Source organism: Methylocystis sp. WRRC1 (genome assembly GCF_020733155.1).
Taxonomy (GTDB): domain Bacteria; phylum Pseudomonadota; class Alphaproteobacteria; order Rhizobiales; family Beijerinckiaceae; genus Methylocystis.
The window spans coordinates 236,199-256,482 of record NZ_JAJFZJ010000001.1 but is presented as its reverse complement, the minus strand read 5'-3'; the positions used below and the strand labels follow the sequence as shown (position 1 = coordinate 256,482).

Annotated in this window: 19 protein-coding genes; 11 read left to right on the top strand and 8 right to left on the bottom strand. The window is 63.8% G+C overall.

The features are described 5' to 3' along the window. Positions 1-66: 66 nt before the first annotated feature. Positions 67-942 carry a hypothetical protein gene (locus LG047_RS01245; protein WP_227964704.1) on the bottom strand — a complete coding sequence of 292 codons (876 nt, stop codon included), beginning with the start codon at positions 940-942 and terminating at the stop codon, positions 67-69. 133 nt (positions 943-1,075) lie between these two features. Continuing rightward, positions 1,076-1,606, bottom strand: a complete 531-nt coding sequence (locus tag LG047_RS01240; protein WP_227964701.1) for a DUF2478 domain-containing protein — start codon at positions 1,604-1,606, stop codon at positions 1,076-1,078. Between the two features lie 163 nt (positions 1,607-1,769). On the opposite strand from LG047_RS01240, the gene LG047_RS01235 reads away from it, so the two are divergent. After that, on the top strand, positions 1,770-2,483 hold the full coding sequence (locus LG047_RS01235) for a VWA domain-containing protein (protein ID WP_227964698.1): 714 nt from the start codon (positions 1,770-1,772) through the stop codon (positions 2,481-2,483). 3 nt (positions 2,484-2,486) lie between these two features. After that, positions 2,487-3,203 (top strand): DnaJ domain-containing protein, encoded by a 717-nt coding sequence (locus LG047_RS01230; RefSeq protein ID WP_227964696.1) that lies wholly within the window; start codon positions 2,487-2,489, stop codon positions 3,201-3,203. A gap of 60 nt (positions 3,204-3,263) precedes the next feature. On the opposite strand, the gene LG047_RS01225 is transcribed toward LG047_RS01230, so the two are convergent. Continuing rightward, on the bottom strand, positions 3,264-5,042 hold the full coding sequence (locus tag LG047_RS01225) for a serine hydrolase (protein ID WP_227964694.1): 1,779 nt from the start codon (positions 5,040-5,042) through the stop codon (positions 3,264-3,266). Positions 5,043-5,308: 266 nt separating this feature from the next. Between LG047_RS01225 and LG047_RS01220 the strand changes: the two genes are divergently transcribed. From LG047_RS01220 to LG047_RS01200, 5 genes are all read left to right on the top strand, one after another. Next, positions 5,309-5,647 carry a phasin family protein gene (locus tag LG047_RS01220; protein WP_036281340.1) on the top strand — a complete coding sequence of 113 codons (339 nt, stop codon included), beginning with the start codon at positions 5,309-5,311 and terminating at the stop codon, positions 5,645-5,647. A gap of 229 nt (positions 5,648-5,876) precedes the next feature. Then, the gene (dnaE, locus tag LG047_RS01215; RefSeq protein WP_227964691.1) at positions 5,877-9,338 is read left to right on the top strand and encodes a DNA polymerase III subunit alpha; all 3,462 of its coding nucleotides are present in this window, start codon (positions 5,877-5,879) and stop codon (positions 9,336-9,338) included. A gap of 434 nt (positions 9,339-9,772) precedes the next feature. Continuing rightward, positions 9,773-10,102, top strand: coding sequence for a hypothetical protein (locus LG047_RS01210; RefSeq protein ID WP_036281339.1), 330 nt, complete (start codon positions 9,773-9,775; stop codon positions 10,100-10,102). Between the two features lie 23 nt (positions 10,103-10,125). Beyond that, positions 10,126-11,118: a lipoyl synthase gene (gene lipA, locus LG047_RS01205; protein WP_227964688.1), complete on the top strand. Its 993-nt coding sequence runs from the start codon at positions 10,126-10,128 to the stop codon at positions 11,116-11,118. Positions 11,119-11,401: 283 nt separating this feature from the next. Further along, entirely contained in the window at positions 11,402-11,566 is a 165-nt protein-coding gene (locus LG047_RS01200) for a Flp family type IVb pilin (RefSeq protein ID WP_084678912.1), read from the top strand. Between the two features lie 94 nt (positions 11,567-11,660). Here LG047_RS01200 and LG047_RS01195 read toward each other — a convergent pair whose 3' ends face one another. After that, on the bottom strand, positions 11,661-12,155 hold the full coding sequence (locus LG047_RS01195; protein WP_227964684.1) for a hypothetical protein: 495 nt from the start codon (positions 12,153-12,155) through the stop codon (positions 11,661-11,663). A gap of 144 nt (positions 12,156-12,299) precedes the next feature. Between LG047_RS01195 and LG047_RS01190 the strand changes: the two genes are divergently transcribed. Beyond that, the gene (locus LG047_RS01190) at positions 12,300-12,770 is read left to right on the top strand and encodes a ubiquinone-binding protein (RefSeq protein ID WP_036281334.1); all 471 of its coding nucleotides are present in this window, start codon (positions 12,300-12,302) and stop codon (positions 12,768-12,770) included. A gap of 1 nt (position 12,771) precedes the next feature. Here the strand turns inward: LG047_RS01190 and LG047_RS01185 are convergent, their stop codons facing one another. The 4 genes from LG047_RS01185 to LG047_RS01170 form a co-directional block, all read right to left on the bottom strand. Next, positions 12,772-13,263, bottom strand: coding sequence for a CinA family protein (locus tag LG047_RS01185; RefSeq protein ID WP_227964681.1), 492 nt, complete (start codon positions 13,261-13,263; stop codon positions 12,772-12,774). A gap of 9 nt (positions 13,264-13,272) precedes the next feature. Beyond that, complete coding sequence (gene arfB, locus LG047_RS01180; RefSeq protein ID WP_227964678.1) at positions 13,273-13,695, bottom strand: alternative ribosome rescue aminoacyl-tRNA hydrolase ArfB; 423 nt, start codon at positions 13,693-13,695, stop codon at positions 13,273-13,275. Positions 13,696-13,783: 88 nt separating this feature from the next. Then, on the bottom strand, positions 13,784-14,887 hold the full coding sequence (locus LG047_RS01175; RefSeq protein ID WP_227964675.1) for an acyltransferase family protein: 1,104 nt from the start codon (positions 14,885-14,887) through the stop codon (positions 13,784-13,786). A gap of 343 nt (positions 14,888-15,230) precedes the next feature. Next, positions 15,231-16,445, bottom strand: a complete 1,215-nt coding sequence (locus LG047_RS01170) for a bifunctional 2-C-methyl-D-erythritol 4-phosphate cytidylyltransferase/2-C-methyl-D-erythritol 2,4-cyclodiphosphate synthase (protein WP_227964673.1) — start codon at positions 16,443-16,445, stop codon at positions 15,231-15,233. A 142-nt stretch (positions 16,446-16,587) separates the two neighbouring features. On the opposite strand from LG047_RS01170, the gene dusB reads away from it, so the two are divergent. From dusB to ntrC, 3 genes are read left to right on the top strand one after another with little or no spacing between them, the layout of a single operon-like run. Then, a complete protein-coding gene (gene dusB / locus LG047_RS01165; protein WP_227964670.1) occupies positions 16,588-17,583 on the top strand; it encodes a tRNA dihydrouridine synthase DusB in 996 nt (331 codons plus the stop codon). Beyond that, the gene (locus LG047_RS01160) at positions 17,580-18,752 is read left to right on the top strand and encodes a nitrogen regulation protein NR(II) (protein ID WP_227964669.1); all 1,173 of its coding nucleotides are present in this window, start codon (positions 17,580-17,582) and stop codon (positions 18,750-18,752) included. Before dusB ends, LG047_RS01160 begins: the two co-directional genes overlap by 4 nt. A 28-nt stretch (positions 18,753-18,780) precedes the next feature. Beyond that, entirely contained in the window at positions 18,781-20,259 is a 1,479-nt protein-coding gene (gene ntrC / locus LG047_RS01155; RefSeq protein ID WP_036281320.1) for a nitrogen regulation protein NR(I), read from the top strand. The last annotated feature ends 25 nt before the right edge of the window (positions 20,260-20,284 follow it).

The window sequence follows — 20,284 nt, the reverse complement described above, 5'->3', positions numbered from 1 at the left end:
GGCGTCTCCTTTAGGCGGCGGCGAAGAAACCCGATCCTCCGCAGTGCCCTGACCCGGCGACCGATCTTACTTTCTGTTGCTCACGTTGACGGTTTCGCCGGGAACGCGCGGCGCGACAGGCGCAGTGTCCTTGTTGCAACTGGCGGAGCCCAACCCGACGGTCCAATCGTTCGGATTCGTCCATTTCGCGTTTTGATTCTTCGCGCAATAGACCCGCACGACGCCGGCGCGTTCGAGTCTTTGCAGCTCAGGATATTCGTAAGCGTAGAAAATGCGGTTCTTCCGGGCGCCTTCGACAAAACACCAGACTTTCACAGGTTTGCCGGTTCTAAGATAGAATTCCTGCGCCATGTCCGCATATCGTTGCGAATATTTGCCCCAAATGACATCGGCCTGCTCGAAGGTCAGCGGATTTATGTTTCTGTAAATTCGCCCATAAATTGGCACGGTCCAGGCGCTTGGTCCTGCATTGCCGCGGTCATACCAGTGCTCCACCAACATCCTCACATAAGACGGATATTGCAAGGATGTGGTCTGCCCCTCGTCCCAGATGGCGCAATTTCGCTCGGTCGAGTCCGAGCTGCATTTCTTTCTGTCGTAACCGGGGTTCTGGCCCTCATTGATATTGTCCAGAAGCCGCACAAGGCTCCCGTGATTGCCCCAGCCGGACCAGAAGCCCATATGCACCTGGGTTCCGCGCGCCACCAGAAGCGGTTCGTAGTTTATTGCGTCGGCGAGGAGCAGGTATGTGAACCGGCTATCGCTCGTCATCACGTCCTTGACCTGGAATCTGGTGAATATTGGCGTGTATGGATCAAAATTGTTGTAGCCATACACATTGGCGCTTCGTCCGGACGCCTCTTCCGCCTGTCCCGCGCAAGGCAGAACGGCCGAAGCCAGAATTGCGCCGATGGCCATCAGTAGCGACTTGTATCGTCTCATCCGCGTTTCCCCCCTCGCTTCCAAAGCCCGCCTCGCCACGTCGGTCAGACCCGGCGGCGCATCCGCTATCGCGCTTGAGCGTGCCCCTCGCGACATCAAACATGTCACAGATTGCGTCGTCGTGCTCGTCGTTTCAATTCGGATTTCTCACCCGCGTCCACCACCGGGAAAGAGCCTCGCGATCCGGCGCGACATCCTCGGCCAGCGGACCCGCAAAGACGCTCCACTCCTCACGGAAATGCGGCGACACCGCCGCGATCACCGGAATGCGCGCGGTCATGGCGGCGCGGAAGGCGTCGCAAAGGCCGCCGCGGCTCGCCTCCTGCTTTGCGAATTTGCTGATCACGATCAGGTCGGCGCCGGCGCGCGCGGCGCGCTCCACGGCGGCGCAGGCCATGGCGAGTTCGCCCGTGTCGAGATTGCAGGCGACCGAGCCGCGGCCGAGATCCTGCGAGATCGGATAATGCGCGCCGCAGGACAGATCGCGCAGCATGATGCGCGTCTTTCCATCCGGGTCGGCGACGCGCGTCTGCGTCACCCCCGCGATACGCAAGCCGGCCGCGGCCAGCTCTTCCGCGAATCGGCGCATGAGACTTTGCACATTTTCGCTGTCTTGCGCCGGCAAGGCGGCGATGGGCGTGGGAGGAAGCTCGTTGCGGATCACTTGACGCCTCGTCGGCTGCGTCGCTCGCCGTTTTCGCGAAAGCCAGGCGAGCAATCTTCGGCGTGGGCGCGCGCAAGCCGCTTCGCCCCCTCTGCGGCCACTTGTTTTGCAAGAGGCGACGCCCGATTTTATATAGCGTTACCATCAAGCGACGTGAACTGCCGTGGGCGATGACCTGAACAAGACGCCGGCGACGCGACCCGCACAGAATAGTGCGATCGACGCATTTCTCGAAAAGGCGAGAAGCGTCACGGACTCGCGCGCCTCGCGGGGACGCCTGATTTTCGCGCTCGACGCCACGATGAGCCGACAGCCTACCTGGGATCTGGCGCAGTCGATACAGGGCGAAATGTTCCGCACGACCGCCGCGCAGGGCGGACTGGATGTTCAGCTGGTTTATTTTCGAGGGTTCGGAGAATGCCGCGCTTCACGTTTCGTCTCGGGCGGCGAGGGGCTTGGCGCCCTGATGGCGAAGATTTCCTGTCGCGGCGGCAAGACCCAGATCGGCAGGGTGCTGAGCCATGCGCTCGATGAAACCCGCGCACAGCGCGTGGGCGCTCTGGTCTATATCGGCGACGCGATGGAGGAAAACCCCGACGCTCTCGCGTCGACCGCCGGAGAACTCGGATTGCTGGGGCTCAAAGCCTTCATGTTTCAGGAGGGGGCCGACCTGGAGACGCAGCGCGCCTATCGCGAAATCGCTCGCCTCACTGGCGGCGCCCATGTGGCCTTCGACTCGTCGGCCCCGCGTCGCCTCGCGGAACTGCTAGGCGCGGCGGCAGCCTACGCCGTCGGCGGGATGTTGGCGCTGGAGCGTCGGGCGGAGCGGGGCGAGGGAGCCGCGCGCCTGCTTCTGTCGCAGATGGGGGCAAGATAAGCCATGCCTGTCCTTCTCGGATTTTTCGCGCTCGTTCTTACGCTGGTCGCGTTGAAGGCCTACACCAAAGCCTCGCCCGCGGCGCTGGCGCAGATCATCCGGCGGGGCGGCGGCTTCGCGCTCATGGCGCTCGGCGGGCTGCTACTGCTGCGCGGACGGCTCGACCTCGGGCTGGCGCTCGGAGGGTTCGGCTTCTGGCTGATGGGTTTTTCGGTCCCCCGGGGATTGCGTAACGCTGGGGCAGGGGGCGCCGGCGTATCCCGCGTCCGTTCCGCGATGATCGAGATGGAGCTCGATCACTCCACCGGCGCGATCAGCGGAGTCATCCTTGCGGGAAAGGATGAGGGGAAACGTCTTTCTTCTCTCGCCCGTCCCGCGCTCCTCGAACTTTACGCGACCTGCCAGCGGGACGATCCCGACGGAGCGCGCCTGCTAGAGGCGTATCTGGATCGCCGCTTTCCCGGATGGCGTGCGGCAGGCGATGCGAACCAGGACGCGGGGGGCTTCGGCGCGGGCGAGGCGCGCGCTCGCCGAGCGGGCACGATTTCCGAGGACGAAGCCTATGAAATCCTCGGGCTGAAAAAAGGCGCGGCGGCCGACGAAATCGCGCGGGCGCACCGCGATCTGATGAAGAAATTTCATCCAGACCTTGGCGGGACGACGGCTCTGGCGGCCCGGGTGAATGAAGCCAAGGATGTCCTGATGCGGCGACATCATTGAGGGGCGCCGACCAGAGCCGAAGTTCTGATCCCAGGTGGCGGACATAGCGGCGCGCCCCTCTTAGTTCTTGGTGGTGAAGCAGGAGAAGCCGGAGCGTTTCAGCGCCTTACAGGCGGATTCGGCGCTCTGTTCCTCAAGACCGGCGAAGCGTGCGCGATAGAGCGTCTCATTGCCCTTCTGCACCTTTTCCGTGAATGCCCGGGCGTTGACCGGGAAGCCCTGCAACTGGCTGCGAGCGCGCGACAGGAGCTGATTGGCTTTGTCCGGATTCTCGGCCGCGCCGATCTGGATCATCCAGCCGGGGCGGGACGGCCGCGCCGGATCGGCCTTGGCGACCTGGGAGTTGGTGGAACGGATCGCGGAGGGCGTCGTCGTCGCGACCGTGACCTCGCGGGACCTGGCGACGCGGCTCGTCGTGGAGCCGTCGATGATGGCGGCTATGTCATTCTTGGCCCGGTTTTTGGCGCTCTTTTTCTTGTCCGGGCTTTCCTCCGCGACGCGCTTCTGCACGCCGGAGACGAAGGCCGGGCGAACCTGGGCGGGCTTTTCGGCCTTCTCGATCTTCTCGGCCTTCTCACGGCCGGGGATCGGAGCGGGCGGAACGATCTGGGCGACTGGGGCGGGCGCGGCCGGACGACGCAGGACGCGGGGCTCCGGGATGGACGCGACCTCGTCGGACTCGACCGACGGCTCTTCCGCATAAGCGACGCGCTCAACCTGACGATCGACCGGGCGTTCTACCTCGCGCTCGGCGAAACGCTCGGGCTGGCGCTCCTGGACGCGTTCAACCGGCGACTCTTCCGCGACTTGCTCTGCGGCGGAGTCCTCGGTGATTGCCGCCGCGGTGCGGATCGACGCTCCGCCGCCGATATTGTCCTCGATCAGCCCCGCCATGATCCGGTCGCGACCGCCGGCGGTGGCGCCGCCCATGACGACGGCGACGATGTGATGATTGCCGCGACGGACCGATGTCAGCAGGTTGAAGCCGGAGGCGCGCGTATAGCCGGTCTTGATGCCGTCCATGCCCTCGACCTGACCGAGGAGATGGTTGTGGTTGCGGTGCAGCGCGCCATTGTAGGCGAAGCTGTGCGTCGAGAAATAGCGGTAATAGCGCGGGAAGCGATCCTGAATGGCGCGGCCGAGCACCGCGAGGTCATAAGCGGTCGTGATCTGGCCGGGATCGGGCAGGCCCGACGCGTTTTCGTAATGCGTGTTGCGCATTCCGAGAGCATGAGCCTTGCGCGTCATCATCTGCGCGAATGTGTGCTCGTCGCCGCCGATGTTTTCCGCGATCGCGCAGGCGATGTCGTTGGCGGATTTGGTGACCACGGCCTTGATGGCGTTTTCGACGCTGATCGTCTCGCCGGGCCGCAGGCCGAGTTTCGACGGCGCCTGCGCGGCGGCATGGGAGGAGATCATCAGCGGGGAGTCGAGACGCAGCTTGCCTTTCTCGAGTTGCTCGAAAAGCAGATAGAGCGTCATCACCTTGGTGACGGAAGCGGGGTGTCGAAGCTCGTGCTCGTTGCGCGCATAGAGCGTCTTGCCGCTGTTGCCATCGACCACGATGGCGGCAAAGCCGCGATGCTCGCCGACAATCCCGCCGTCGCCGCCCGAATACCGCGCCCGCTCGATGCGATAACTGCGCGCATGACGCGCATAGCCGCGGTGCTGCGCGAAATAATGGTGATAGGTGTGGCGATAGGCGTAATGCTGGCGGTAGCCATGACGACGCGCCTCGGCGGGGATCGCCGAAATCGCCACGAAGGCCATAATGACCGTGAAGATTGCCGCCAGGGAGCGTGGCTGCGCCAGGCGGTCCAATAGACTCGGTTTCAACATTTTACTCGCCTCAACTACTGGCGCTTGAACTGGCGGAACGCCCGGGGAGGCAGCGTCGCCAAAACGCCACAGTTGATCAGGCTAGAAGAACGCGGTTACCCGGCGGTTAAGCGGCACATGAATTTTTTTGGCTGATTTTGCGACGCAACATTTTTATTGACGAACTTTTGTGCAGCGCATATATAGAAATCTGTTAGCAGGCGCGCACGCCGCGCCGCCAGGAGGGCGGCGATTGCGAGTCAGCCGCCAAGAGAAGGACGAGCCCAATGGTCGCCAATTTCGAAAGCGTGCAGCAGATCGGAAAAGAGCAGTTCGAGGCTGTTTCCGCAGCCGCCGCGGCGGTCACCAAAGGCTGGCAGAGCATTGCCGCCGAGACCACGGATTACTCAAAGAAGTCGTTTGAAAAGAGCCGCCTCCTCGCAGAGAAGCTCATCTCTGTGAAGAAGATCGACGAGGCTTTCCAGCTTCAGACCGACTTCGCCAAGAGCGCTTATGAGGATTTCGTCGCCGAGGCTACGAAGATCGGCGAACTCTACTCCTCCATGGCCAAGGAAGCCTTCAAGCCGATGGAGTCGGTGACGAAGACTTTTACCTCCGCGGAGTAATCCGGCGCGAACACGGCTGCGCCGCATGTTCGTCCGGGACGCAGCCCCGAATATCCCGAGCCCGGTGAGGTCCGCCTCCACCGGGCTTTGCTTTTTTGGTTAATCAACGGTTGCGCTGTGGACGAAGCGCAATTGCCTGTTCCTGCGGCCATTATCAGTCGGTAGACTTACATATCCGAGTAAATGTCTGCGCGTCCTGCGTGAGGCGCAATATCCCGGCAGTCCGCACATGACCAAAGCCGACCCCGGTTTCGTCCATCTCCATGTCCACACCGCCTTCTCGCTGCGCGAGGGCGCATTATCCATCGGCAAGCTCATAGATCTCGCGGTGCGAGACGAGCAGCCGGCGCTGGCCGTCACTGACACGAACAACCTTTTCGCCGCGCTGGAGTTTTCCGAGAAGGCGGCGAAGGCCGGCCTCCAACCCATCGCCGGCGTGCAGCTTTGCGTCGACTTCGGCGACGGCAAGTCGGGGGGACTCGCGGGACAGGATGAGCGTCTCGCAAATCTCGTGCTCCTCGCCAAGACTGAGGCCGGCTATCGCAATCTGATGCGGCTCGCCTCGCGCGCCTATCTCGAAACCGAGCAAGGCGACGCCCCGCACGTGACTCTCGCCGCGCTCTCCGCGGACGCCGAGGAACTGATCGCGCTCACCGGCGGACCCGACGGCGCGCTCGATCGCGCTTTCGCCGCGGGCCGGCCGGAGCAGGCCCGCGCCCGGCTGGACGTGCTCGAGCGAATGTTCAATAACAGACTTTATATTGAAATTCAAAGACATAAACTTAAACTTGAGCTTGAAGTTGAACCTCAGCTGCTCGACATAGCCTATCGTCGCGGCCTGCCGCTGGTCGCTACCAATGAGCCTTATTTCGCCTCCCTTGGAGACTTCGAGGCGCATGACGCCTTGCTCTGCATCGCCGAGGGCACGGTTACGAGCGTGAGCGAACGCCGCCGCGTGTCGCCGGAGCACTGGTTCAAGACCCGGGCCGACATGCGGGCGCTCTTCGCCGACCTCCCGGAAGCGACCGCCAGTACGGTGGAAATAGCCCGCCGCGTCAGCTTCCGGCCAAAGACCCGAAAGCCGATCATGCCGCGTTTCATGCGCGACACGCCCGATGACCGGCCGCTCAACGAGGTGGAGGCGGAAGAGCTTCGACGACAGGCGACGGAGGGCCTCGAAGCGCGCCTTGCCGCGCATGGACCGGCGGAAGGACACGCGCGGGAGGACTATTTCGCCCGACTCGACTTCGAGTTGAGCACCATCGAGAAGATGGGCTTTCCTGGCTACTTCCTGATCGTTTCGGATTTTATCAAATATGCGAAATCCAAGGGAATTCCGGTGGGGCCGGGGCGCGGCTCCGGCGCAGGTTCGCTTGTCGCCTACGCCCTGACCATCACGGATCTAGATCCGCTTCGTTTCGGCCTGTTTTTCGAGCGCTTCCTCAACCCCGAGCGCGTGTCGATGCCGGATTTCGACATCGACTTCTGCCAGACGAGGCGCGGGGAAGTCATCGAATATGTCCGCGACCGTTACGGCGCGGACCGGGTCGCTCAGATCATCACCTTCGGCTCCTTCCTTGCGCGCGGGGTGCTCCGTAGCGTCGGCCGCGTGCTGGAGATGCCACTGGGGCAGGTGGACAAGCTTGCCAAGCTCGTGCCGCAGAACCCCGCGAAGCCCGTGACTCTGGCCGAGGCGCTGGCTGGCGAGCAGAAATTGCGCGAGGCCGCCGCAGAGGATGAGCGCGTCGCGCGGCTCTTCAAGGTCGCGGGAGCGCTCGAGGGCCTTTACTCAAACGCCTCCACTCACGCCGCCGGCGTGGTCATCGGCGACCGGCCGCTCCATGAGGTGACGCCGCTATATCGTGACCCCAAGTCCGACATGCCGGCGACCCAGTTCAACATGAAGTGGGTCGAACCTGCCGGCCTGATCAAATTCGACTTTCTGGGCCTCAAGACCCTGACCGTGCTCGCCATGGCGGGCGATCTGGCCCGACGCCGCGACCCGGATTTCGATCTCGCCAAGGTGCCGCTCGACGATCCCGAGACATACGCCATGCTCGGGCGCGGCGAGACCGTCGGCGTGTTCCAGCTCGAAAGCGCCGGCATGCGGAAGGCGCTGGTCGAAATGCACGCCGACCGTTTCGAGGACATCATCGCGCTCGTGGCTCTGTACCGGCCGGGCCCGATGGCGAACATCCCCACCTATTGCGCGGTGAAACTCGGGGACGAGGAGGCCGACTACTATCACCCGAAGATCGAGCCCATTCTGAAAGAGACCTTCGGCGTCATCATTTACCAGGAACAGGTGATGCAGATCGCCCAGGTGCTCTCCGGCTATACGCTGGGCGAGGCCGACATGCTGCGTCGCGCCATGGGCAAGAAGATCAAGGCCGAGATGGACGCCCAGCGCGAGCGCTTCGTGAAGGGCGCGATCGAGCGCGAGGTGAAGGCCGATCTCGCCAACTTCATCTTCGACCTGCTGGCGAAGTTCGCCGACTATGGCTTCAACAAGTCGCACGCGGCCGCCTATGCTCTGATCGCCTATCAGACAGCCTGGTTCAAGGCGCATTACCCGGCGGAATTCCTCGCCGCATCAATGACTTTCGACAAGAGCCAGACCGACAAGCTGGCCGAGTTCCGCGACGAGGCGCGGCGTCTGGGGATCGCCGTCGAGCCGCCCTCGATCCGCCGTTCGGGGGTGGACTTCGACGTAGCGCCGGGGCCGGACGGCAAGCTCGCCATCCGATATGCGCTTTCGGCGATCAAGGGCGTCGGGGAGGGGCAGGCCGAGTCGATCGTTCGCGCCCGCGGCGACCTGCCGTTCAAGAGTCTCTCGGACTTCGCCCGCCGGATCAATCCACGCGAAGTGAACAAGAAGGTGCTCGAGAACCTCGCCGCCTGCGGGGCCTTCGACGAGCTTCAACCCGATCGCGCGACCGCTTTCGCGGCCATCGAACCGGTGCTGGCCGCAGCCAATCGCCACACCGAAGATCGCAAGGCCGGACAGAACGCGTTGTTCGGCGAGGCGGAGGCTGACGATCTGGTTCTGCCCAGGGTCACTCCCTGGAATGCGGCCGAGAGGCTGCAGCGGGAGTATGACGCGGCGGGCTTCTTCCTGTCCGGTCATCCGCTCGACGCCTATGCCGGTCTCCTACCCAAATTGAGGGTATCGCGATGGTCCAAATTCGTCGCTGACGTGAAGGGCGGGGCGACCGCGGGGCGGCTCGCGGCGGTCGTTCTGGATCGCGCGGAGCGCAGGACGAAGTCCGGCTCCAAGATGGGCATCGTGCAATTGTCGGATACGACTGGCCAGTATGAAGCCATTCTTTTTCAGGAGGCGCTCAACCAGTATCGCGACGTGCTGGAGAAGGGCGCGGCGGTGTTGGTAACTCTTTCGGCGAGCGTCGAGGGCGAAGACGTGCGCGCCCGGATCGTCGCGGTCGAGCCTCTGGCCAATGCCGCGGCGCGCGCCCAGAAGGGATTGCGGATCGTCGTAAGAGATCAAAGTCCGTTGGACAGGATTAAAAACAAGCTTACTGGAAAGGGCGAAGGTGAAGTTTCCCTGCTCATCAAGCGAGATGTCGCGCCCGAGGAAATCGAGATCCGCCTCCCGGGAAGCTACCCGGTGAACGCCCAGGTGGCGAGCGCCCTGCGCGCGATCCCCGGCGTTGTCGACGTAGAACACCTTTGACCCAGTCGCCCTTCTCTCCTGATGTTCAACTGGAACCTTAAGTTACAAAATATTGATTTTTAATGATTTACAATCTCATGTTTTGCATTTTTAGAGTTCTTCATGTGCTTTAACAGGTGGTTGACGGCGTCCTCTCGCCGCAATGTCCCCCAGCTGAAAGCGATGGCGACGTCGTTTGGACGCGGCGCGCCCGCTCGATCATCTGGTCGAGAACCGGCATCGTCCGGGCGATGACCCAGCAGCGAGAATAAATGACCGCCGACCTCGCTAGCTGGAAGCAAAAGCGGCCGCAGCTTCTGAATAGGTGATTATTCCTGTATACATTTTTGGGCCAGACAGGAACAGTCGCACACTTCATGCGTTAACCATTATGGTCCGTCGGCATTCATGCCGGCGGACGAGAGGGCCTTGGGAGTCGGTCTTAAGAGGCAGCCATGGACTCGATCCTCACCGCGGCGTTCGGCACGAACATATCCGCGAATGTTCAATTCATCGCACTCGCGCTGCTGGGCTCGATCGTCGGCTGGTTGATGGCGCGACCTTGCGCGTTCAGTTGCTGGCTTGCGACAATCGCGATGGTCGGCGTCTGGGGCGCCTGGCTGGGCGCCGAAGCGACCCACCTTCTCGGGCAGGAGCCGCGTGGCGGCCCGGGGCAGCTTTTGGCGGCCATGGCCGGGGCGGCGCTCATGGCACACGTTTGGCGTCGGCTCCATCCGCGGCCGGAGGAAGACGATCACATTGCGGTTCACCGCCCGCGCGCCTAAGTTATGGTGCACGGGGGATTGCCGTGACCGTCCTAGATCTGCTGAACAACGATCCGCGCCGAAAGACCCCGGCGGAATTGCGCCACCCCGAGAAGGCCGCCCGGCCAGACCAGCCGGTCTTGCGCAAGCCTCCGTGGATAAGGGTCAAGGCGCCGGGCTCGGCCGCCTGGGGCGAAACCAGCGCGCTGCTGAAAGGCTCAGGGCTGGCGACCGTCTGCCAGGAGGCGGCCTGTCCGAATATCGGCGAGTGCTGGGAAAAGAAGCACGCCACTTTCATGATCATGGGCGAGGTCTGCACCCGCGCCTGCGCCTTCTGCAATGTCGCGACCGGCCTGCCGGCGCCGCTGGACGCCAGCGAGCCGGGCAGGGTGGCGCTAGCCACTCGCGCGCTCGGTCTCTCTCACGTGGTCGTCACATCGGTCGACCGCGACGACCTCCCGGACGGCGGCGCTGCGCATTTCGCGCGGACCATCATGGCGATCCGCGAGACCTGTCCGGAAACGACGATAGAGGTTCTGACCCCCGACTTCCTGCGAAAGCCGGGCGCGCTGGAGCAGGTTGTCGAGGCCGCGCCAGACGTCTTCAACCACAACCTCGAGACCGTGCCCTCGCTCTATGTGACCGTGCGCCCGGGGGCGCGCTACTTTCACTCGCTGCGCCTCCTCCAGCGGGCCAAGGAGCTCAATCCGCAGCTGTTCACGAAATCAGGCATGATGCTCGGGCTGGGCGAGACCCGGAACGAGGTCATGCAGGTGATGGACGACATGCGCTCGGCGGATGTCGATTTCATCACGCTCGGTCAATATCTGCAGCCAACCCGCAAACACCATCCGGTCGCCAGTTTCGTGACGCCTGACGAGTTCGAATCCTATAAAACAATGGCTTACGCCAAAGGGTTCACCTATGTGGCGGCGTCTCCGCTCACCCGCTCCTCCCATCACGCGGGCGAGGATTTCGAGCGGCTTCGGGCGTTGCGCGCTTCGCGGACTACAGCGGAAGGCGCCAGTCAGACCTGATCCGCCGTTTGATCGGCGGGGGAGCAGGCGTCAGCAAAGACGCCGGCGTAAAGCGCTTTTGCCCTTGCTCCCGGCGCCGCGAGCTTCCAGCCACACGCAATCCCGGCAACCAATCGGAAATCATAAAGCGAAATCGGAACAGTTATTGCGTCGAGCCGGGGAAACCGCGCTCACGCATTAACCAATGCTTCGCAAGCTTGGCTGTATCCATTCACGCAGGTGAGCGGCCGACTGTTCTGGAAAGCAGCCCGCCTGATTTGAAACACGCAAGAGGAGCAGCTCCATGACGAAGTATCTCAAGACCTTCATCCGCGACGAGTCCGGCGCCACCGCGATCGAATATGGCCTCATCGCCTCGCTGATCGGCGTCGCCATTATTGCTGGCGTCCGCGCGCTCGGCACCAATCTGTCGGGCACCTTCGCGAAGGTCTCTGGTAACCTCGCCTGAGAGCTGCTCGCATCGCCGGCGGAGCGGCCGACGGGAAGAGCTGACAATCATCCCGGCGGCGCGTCTTTTCGACTGCGCCGCCAATTTTTTGTCGCTACGCGCCGAGGGCCGAAGCGATTTCGGCGAGCGTAGCGCGTTCGGAGTCGGTGACCTTCACGCCGCCGAAGCCGAGGAAGCCCCCCTCCGTGCCCGCCTCGGCCACCATATTGGCGATGTGATTGAGCCAGTTCTTGAAAGCCTTGGCCTCGTTGGGGGTCTTGGAATTCAGGATTGCGGCGGTGCGGCCGAGTTCGGCCAGCGCTCGCGTCTTGATCTCGCCGAGCTGCGCGCCCTGGATGAGTTCCTTGACGCCGTCTCTGGCCGCCGTGCGCCCTTCTGGCGTGAGCAAATCCTCGACCACGGCCTTGATGAGTTCGTCCGCGCCGGGGTCGGCCTTGGCGGCCGCGAGCGCCTTGGCGCTGGCCAATCCCTCCTGAAGCGTGCCGATGAGCCCGCTCGGATCGCCCGCACTGACGGCGAACCCCGCAAGGAGCGGGGCTTCCAAAATCTTTTTCCATTCATCCGCCGTGAAATTGGACTTGTTCGCCATGTTTCTCTCCCATCGGATTCGTGAGGAGCGACCTAAGTTCGCGTTTTCAGCAACCATTGGAAATTATAGCTCCGTCCCCGGTCGGCAAGCTTCGCCGCGCCGCGCTTTTCATCGCCCGCCCAAATGCTTTAAGAGCATCGCTTCATGAAGAGCTTTCGAAACCGCCGCCACGTCGCGCACAGCGCCGCCGACATGTTCAGACTGGTCTGCAACGTGGAGGCCTATCCGCAGTTCGTGCCGCTCTGTGAAGGCATGCGGGTGCGCAGTCGCAAGCAGACGGCGCCGGGCGTCGAAGAACTGGTCGCGGAGATGCAGGTCGGCTTCAAGGCGATATGCGAGCGGTATTCGAGCCGCGTGACCTGCGACGCAAACAAGCTCGAAGTCAGGGTCGACTATATAGACGGCCCGTTCCGGAAGCTGGACAACCGGTGGACCTTCCGGGAGGAGGCTCCGGGTCCGGACGGCAGGCCGCGCTCTCTGGTGGATTTCTTTATTGCTTATGAATTCAAGAGCATGGCCCTTGGTCTGGTCATGGGCGCGATGTTCGACAAGGCCTTTCAGAAATATGCCGACGCCTTCGCGAAGCGCGCCGACGAAGTCTACGGCCGGAGGTAAATCAGTCGGCCGCCGCCTCGATCAGCAAATCCAGCGCCTGAACGACCGCTGCGTCCCGAATCTCCCGACGGGAGAGGGGGCCGAAGCGCCGCTCCACATGCGTAACGCCCTCGCCACGTCGCGCGCAGGCGAAATGCACGAGCCCGACCGGCTTTTCCGCTGATCCGCCGCCGGGGCCAGCGACGCCCGTAATCGCCACCGCAAGGTCGGCAAGGGAGTGGTCCAGCGCGCCCTGAGCCATCGCCCGCGCAGTTTCGGCGCTCACGGCGCCATGCGCCTCGATGATTCGCTCATCAACACCCAGCATGTCGTGTTTCGCGGCGTTGGAATAGGTCACGAAGCCGCGGTCGAACGCCTCCGAGGCGCCGGGAACGTCGGTGATCGCCGCCGCGACCAGTCCGCCGGTGCAGGATTCGGCGGTCGCGATGCGTAAACGGCCGTTTTTAGCTTTTACGACAAGCATATTAGCCTTTACGTAAATCATATTTTCCATGGGAAATCCTCAATCCTGCGACGGTTTCGAGCGCAGCGCCTTCACGTCGCCGCGCAGCTTCTTGCCTTCGAGGCGCCGGATCTTCGAGCCCAATGTCGGCTTGGTCTTCCGCCGTGGCGGAGGCGGTGGCGCGGCGGCTTCGCGGATCAGATCGACGAGACGCTCGAGCGCGTCGGCGCGATTGCGCTCCTGCGTGCGATAGCGCTGCGCCTCGATCACGATCACGCCGTCCTTGGTGAGCCGCTTTCCCGCGAGGCGCTCAAGCCGCAGGCGCACGAATTCGGGCAGGTTGGGGGAGCGGCGCGCGTCGAAACGCAGGCGCACCGCCGTTTCGACCTTCTGCACATTCTGGCCGCCGGGCCCCGAGGCGCGCAGGAATTCCTCCGTGAGCTCGGAGTCTTCGAGAAATATCGTCGGCGTGATACGGATCATTTTTCAGCGCTCGGAGCGCAAAAGGCGCGCCGGCACTATCGGCAAAGGGCGGCGGCGCTTGTCAAGGCGCACTTGCCCGAGCGTCGCTTCAGAACCGGGTCGAGTGCTCCCAGTCCCGGCGGAACGGCCAGGCGTCGCCGCGCCTCTCGCTTTCGTCACCGCTCTTCAGGTACAGCGGCTGCCTCTGCGGCTCGCGGGGCAGGCGAAAGAACGCAGGCCGTTCGAACAGAAATCCTAACCGCGTTCCCTGCGTGAAACGGCGCATCGCCAGCGGGACGCTGATCGCGCTTGCGGTCACGATCAGCGCCAACAAACCGGCGTCCATGTTCAGCCCGCTTTTTACGAGCGCGACGCGCGTCATCGCCATCGGCAGGAAAAAGGCGAGGTAGACAACGATGGAGCGCGCGCCGAGCGCCGGCAGAACGGGAAGGATGCGCGCCTGCGCGAGCAGCGCCGAGAAGGCGACGACCGCGGCGGCGCCGACAAAGCCGAGAACAAGCGAAACGCCGGGCAGGGGAGCGAGGCCGTAACGCACTGCAAGCCCGTTCACGACGCCCCAGAGGAACAGCGCTGCGATCGTCTTGCGCGCATTTGCGCGCGCCCGCTCCGCAAATGCGAATATCTGGGGCGCAAAGGCGTAGCCGCCGTAAAAATAGACAAAGCGGGACGCGAATTCGTCGACGACCGTCGAGGGCGTCTCGATTCCCGCGATCTGAGCCATCGCCGCAAGGAAAAGCACCACGTCGACCTCGGCGCGGCGCAGCGCCTTCGTGACGACGAAGAAGATCGGCAGCAGATAGATGAACCACAGGGTGCCGAACGGCTCCACCATCGCGAAGGCGAGACCATGGAGGATCGCCAGCGGATCGGCGCCCTCCGTGAAAAGGAGCTTGGGCGCGCCCTGTATGAGCGTCCACAGCACGAAGAAATAAACGAAGTGGAGAACCTTGCGGTCGAGGTAATCGCCCCACGGCCTGTCGATCGTTCGCGACAGGAAAAGCCCGCCGACGAGGAAGAAATCGGGCATGCGGAACGGCCGCGCCCAGTCGATGAAATCATTGAGCCAGCTCTCGCGGCCCAGCGATTCCTCGACGCCGAGGGTCGAATGCATCATCACGACGAGAATGATGCACCAGCCCTTGGCGTAATCGACCCAATCCACACGCTCCTGCGCGCCCGATCGAGACTGCATTGCCGCGCTCTCCGCAAAAGTATTTCGACGCGTCAGCCTCGCGCCCCTTCTGCGCCAAACATGCGCGGGATCAGCGCAATTGTCTTCAACTTTGCCGCAAGAGGGTAAAGTTAACCGATTTTACGTCGTTAGGAATTTGAGTGGCGCGCAAGGGATTGCGCGGAAAGGGAATTTCGATACATCCATTCTCGGTGACGCCCGCGCGCGTTAAGAACTGAGGAACGAGCCGATTCATAATCTGGCGTCGAAGGCGTCAGGACGTTCGTCTCCATCGGAGTCGCCCGCGCGAGCGGGGCGCCTTCCTCCTGCAAACGGGCAAGAATGCTTCCACCATTGCCGAAAACTACTCCGGCAGCCGCACCGTCGCGATCGCCAGCGCCGCGATGCCCTCGCGACGCCCTGTAAATCCCAGCTTCTCCGTCGTCGTCGCCTTGATCGCCACCCGGCCGACGTCCATTCCCATTATCCTCGCGAGGCTTTCGCGGATGGCGTCGCGGTGCGGACCGACCTTCGGCGCCTCGCAGACCACTGTCGCATCGATATGCGCGATCATGCCGCCGCGATCGCGCACGAGCTTGCAGGCGTGGGCGAGGAAGATGGACGAAGCGGCGCCTTTCCATTGCGGGTCGGAAGGCGGGAAATGCGCGCCGATGTCGCCCTCCGCAATCGCCCCGAGCACGGCGTCGGTGATGGCGTGCATCAGAACGTCGGCGTCGGAATGGCCGGCGAGGGCGTGCGAATGTGGAATCGCGACGCCGCCCAGCCACACCTTGTCGCCTTCGGCAAAGGCGTGGACGTCATAGCCCTGACCTGTCCGGACGTCCGGCAGGCTGGCGAGGGAAGGCTGTTTCAGCTGGTCCATGGCGCGGGCGAAATCCTCTGGCGTAGTGAGCTTGAAATTGGCCGCATCGCCCGGAAAGACATGGACGGCATGGCCGGCCGCCTCGGCGATCATGGCGTCGTCGGTATATTCCCGCCCGCCGGCCGCGGCGGCCCGATGCGCTGCGACGATGAGATCGAAACGGAAGGATTGCGGGGTCTGCACGGCGCGCAGCCTCGCGCGGTCGGGCGTCGCGACCACGAAGCCGTTCGCGTCGATCTCCTTCACCGTGTCGGCGAGCGGCACGCCCGGCACGGCCGCGCCATGGGCGCGAGCCGCCTCGATCGCGCGGGCGATGAGGGCAGGGTCCGCGAAGGGGCGGGCGGCGTCATGAATCAGCACGATCTCCGGCGCGCCCTCGCGGGCGATCGCCTCCAGCCCGTTGCTGACGCTCTCCTGCCGGGTCGCGCCGCCAAGCGCGGCCTCCGACAGGGCGGCGCGATCGGCGACGTCCAGTTCCGCGACGCATTGCGCGTAAAGCTCTCGGTCGTCGGGGTGGATAACGACCTTCAGCGAAGCGTCCGGCGCGCCGGCTCGCATGGCGCGAAGCGTGCGTGCAAGCACCGTCCGGCCAGCGAGCGTTCTGTATTGTTTCGGCAAGCCTTCGCCGGCGCGCGAGCCGCGTCCGCCGGCTACGACGAGAATTGCGATCGATGGAGATCGGGTCCTGGCGAGCATCCGCGCTGTGTGTCGGTTTTCAGGCCCGGCGTCAAATGCGCGCCTTCCCGCGACGAAGTGGGATATTGCAAGTGCGAAGAAGGCTGCTTATAGTGTGGGCAGGATGTATACTGCCGAAAAAATAGGCGTGGAGCCGCTCCGCGTGGGGGACGTAATACTCTCCGGCCGCGCCTTTCTGGCGCCGATGGCGGGCGTCACCGACCCGGCCATGCGCCGTATCGCCGAACGCTATGGCGCTTCCGTGACGATCAGCGAAATGATCACCGCAGCCGGCGTCGCGCGCGGCGATCGGGAGACGGCGCTGCGGTTGAGCGGCTCCAACGATGATGCAAATTCGGCGCCGCGCGTGATTCAGATCGCGGCCCGAGACGCGACGGAGATCGCCGCCGCCGCCCGCCACGCCGAAGCGGCGGGGGCTCAATGGGTCGACATCAACATGGGCTGTCCCTGCAAGCGCGTCACGGGCGGACTCGCCGGCGCCGCGTTGATGCGCGATCTCGATCAGGCCACGGCCCTGATCGCCGCCGCGAGGGCCGCCATACGCATTCCGTTAAGCATAAAAATGCGCCTTGGATGGGATGACGCGTCGCGTAACGCACCCGAACTGGCGCGTCGCGCGGAGGGCGAGGGCGCGGCGCTTGTCACGGTGCACGGAAGAACCCGCCAGCAATTCTACACGGGCCGCGCGGACTGGGCGGCGATCGCCGCCGTGAAGCAGGCGGTCAAAATCCCGGTGGTCGCCAACGGCGATTGCGCGAGCGCCGGGGACGCCGCGGAGATGCTGCGCGCATCCGGCGCCGACGCCGTGATGGTCGGCCGCGCGGCGCAGGGCCGTCCGTGGCTCGTAGGCGACATCGCGCATTATCTGGCCACCGGCCGGCTGCGTCCGCAGCCTTCATCGAAAGAACGCGGCGCAATTGCGCGCGAACATCTCGAAGGGTTGCTGTCGCAAATGGGGCAGGCCGGCCTGCGCCACGCGCGCAAGCATCTTGCCGCCTATGTCGACGAAGCTTTCGGCGGCGCCTGCGAGCAGGTCTCCCAACTTCGCCGCGCGCTCGTCACCACAAACTCGCCGGAAGAGGCGGGGCGTCTGATCGACGCGATTTTCGCCACGCAGGAGAGCGAGGCCGCTGCATGAGCATTTCCGATCGTTTCGGCGGGGACGGCCTGACGCGAAAAGGGATCGCGCCGCTCAAGATGCTCGACGGACACAGTCGCGCAGCCGTGCTGGAGGCGTTGCCGAACGCGATCCTGACCGTCGCCCGAGATGGGACGATCGAGGACGCCAACGCCGCGGCGGAAGCCTTTTTCGAACTCGGCAAGCCGCTGCTCATCGGCCAGAACATCGACAAGCTGCTGCCCTTCGGCTCGCCGCTGATCACGCTGATCCAGCAGGTGCGCGAGCGCGGCGCGACGATCAATGAATACAAGGTCGACGTCGGCCGCCCGGGTCAGGACAGCGAACGCCGCGTCGACGTCCACTGCGCGCCATTGCCGGATGGCGACGGACTTGTGCTCGTCGTGCTGCAAGAACGTACAATTGCCGATAAAATAGACAGACAGCTTAGTCATCGCGGGGCAGTTCGCTCTGTTTCGGGGCTCGCCTCGATGCTGGCGCATGAAATCAAGAACCCTTTGTCGGGAATTCGTGGCGCCGCACAATTGCTGGAGCCAGGCCTCGGCGACGCCGACCGGGCGCTGACGCGGCTGATCTGCGAGGAAACGGACCGCATCGTCCGGCTCGTCGACCGCATGGAGGTCTTCTCCGACGCGCGGCCGCTGAAGCGTGAGCAGGTAAATATCCATTCCGTGCTCGACCATGTGAAGCAGGTGGCGCAGAGCGGCTTCGCGCGGCGGGTGCGTTTCGTCGAGAACTACGACCCCTCGCTGCCGCCGGTCTACGCCAACCGCGACCAACTGGTGCAGGCCTTTCTCAATCTCGTGAAAAACGCGGCGGAAGCGATTGGAGACGCGGTCGACGGAGAGATCGAGCTTTCCACGGCCTTCAGGCCGGGCGTGAGTCTGCGCGCCATGGGGGAAAAGAGCCCCGTTGGCCTGCCGCTGGAATTCTGTGTGCGTGACAACGGTCCCGGCGTGCCCGACGACATCGCCGCGCATCTCTTCGACCCCTTTGTCACAACGAAGTCTTCGGGGACTGGCCTCGGTCTTGCACTGGTTGCGAAGATCGTCAACGACCACGGCGGCATTATTGAATGCGAATCCCTTCCCCGACGCACGACCTTTCGAATTTTGATGCCCATGTACCGAGTCAAGCAGTCGAACAAACAGGAGGAGCGTCGCTCGTGACGCTTCGCCACCGCGGGAGAACGCATCGATGAACCGTGGGGAAATCCTCGTCGCCGACGACGACTCCGCCATCCGGACGGTCGTCGCTCAGGCGCTGTCGCGCGCCGGCTATGAAGTGCGCACCACCGGCACGGCGGCGACGCTGTGGCGCTGGGTGCAGTCCGGCGAGGGCGACCTCGTCGTGACGGATGTCGTCATGCCGGACGAAAACGCTTTCGAACTTCTGCCGCGCATCAAGAAGCTGCGGCCGGAGCTTCCGATCATCGTCATGAGCGCGCAGAACACCTTCATGACGGCGATACGCGCCTCGGAAAGGGGAGCATACGATTATCTGCCGAAGCCTTTCGACCTGAAGGAGCTCGTCGGCATCGTGGGCCGCGCCATGGCGGAGCCGCGAAAGAACGGCGAAGACCACCCGCCTGAAGAGATCGAGGGGATGCCGCTCGTCGGCCGTTCCCCGGCGATGCAGGAAATTTACCGCTCTCTCGCCCGCCTGATGCAGACCGACCTTACGGTCATGATCAACGGCGAATCCGGCACCGGCAAGGAGCTCGTCGCGCGCGCGCTTCACGATTACGGAAAGCGTAAAAAGGGGCCCTTCGTCGCCGTCAATATGGCCGCAATCCCTCGCGACCTTATCGAGAGCGAGCTGTTCGGCCATGAGAAGGGAGCCTTTACGGGCGCAAACCAGCGCTCGGCCGGCCGCTTCGAACAGGCGGAGGGCGGCACGCTGTTCCTCGACGAAATCGGCGACATGCCGATGGAGGCGCAGACACGTCTGCTGCGCGTGCTGCAGCAGGGCGAATATACGACGGTCGGCGGCCGCACGCCGATCAAGACGAATGTCCGCATCATCGCCGCGACCAACAAGGATTTGCGGATCCTGATCCAGCAGGGCCTGTTCCGCGAGGATCTGTACTTCCGCCTCAACGTGGTGCCGCTGCGCCTGCCGCCGCTGCGCGAGCGCACAGAGGACATTCCCGATCTCGTGAACCACTTCTTCAAGGTGGCGGTGAACGAAGGTCTGCCGCAAAAATACATCGAGCAGGCGGCGCTCGATCGCATGAAGAAATATCGCTGGCCGGGCAACATCCGGGAGCTGGAAAATCTCATCCGCCGGCTCGCCGCGCTGCATCCGCAGGAGATGATCTCGGAAGCGCTGGTCGAGGTCGAACTCGATCACGAGCTGCGGCAGGCGACGAATGGCGAGAAGGCGGCGGCCTCGGGGGGCGCTCTGCCGCCGCGCGAGCTGGAGCACGGACAGACGCTGGCGACATCTGTCGAGCAGCATCTCGCCAAGCTCTTCCGCGATTGCGGCGACGGCCTGCCGCCGCCGGGCCTATATCACCGCGTCATCCGGGAGATCGAGATCCCTCTGATCTCCGCGGCCCTGGCGGCGACGCGCGGCAACCAGATCAAGGCCGCGGAGCTTCTGGGCCTAAATCGCAACACGCTTCGCAAGAAAGTCAACGATCTCGATATCCGCCTGATGCGGTCGCCGCGATAAGCCTCTGCGGGCGGGCGCTGTCGCG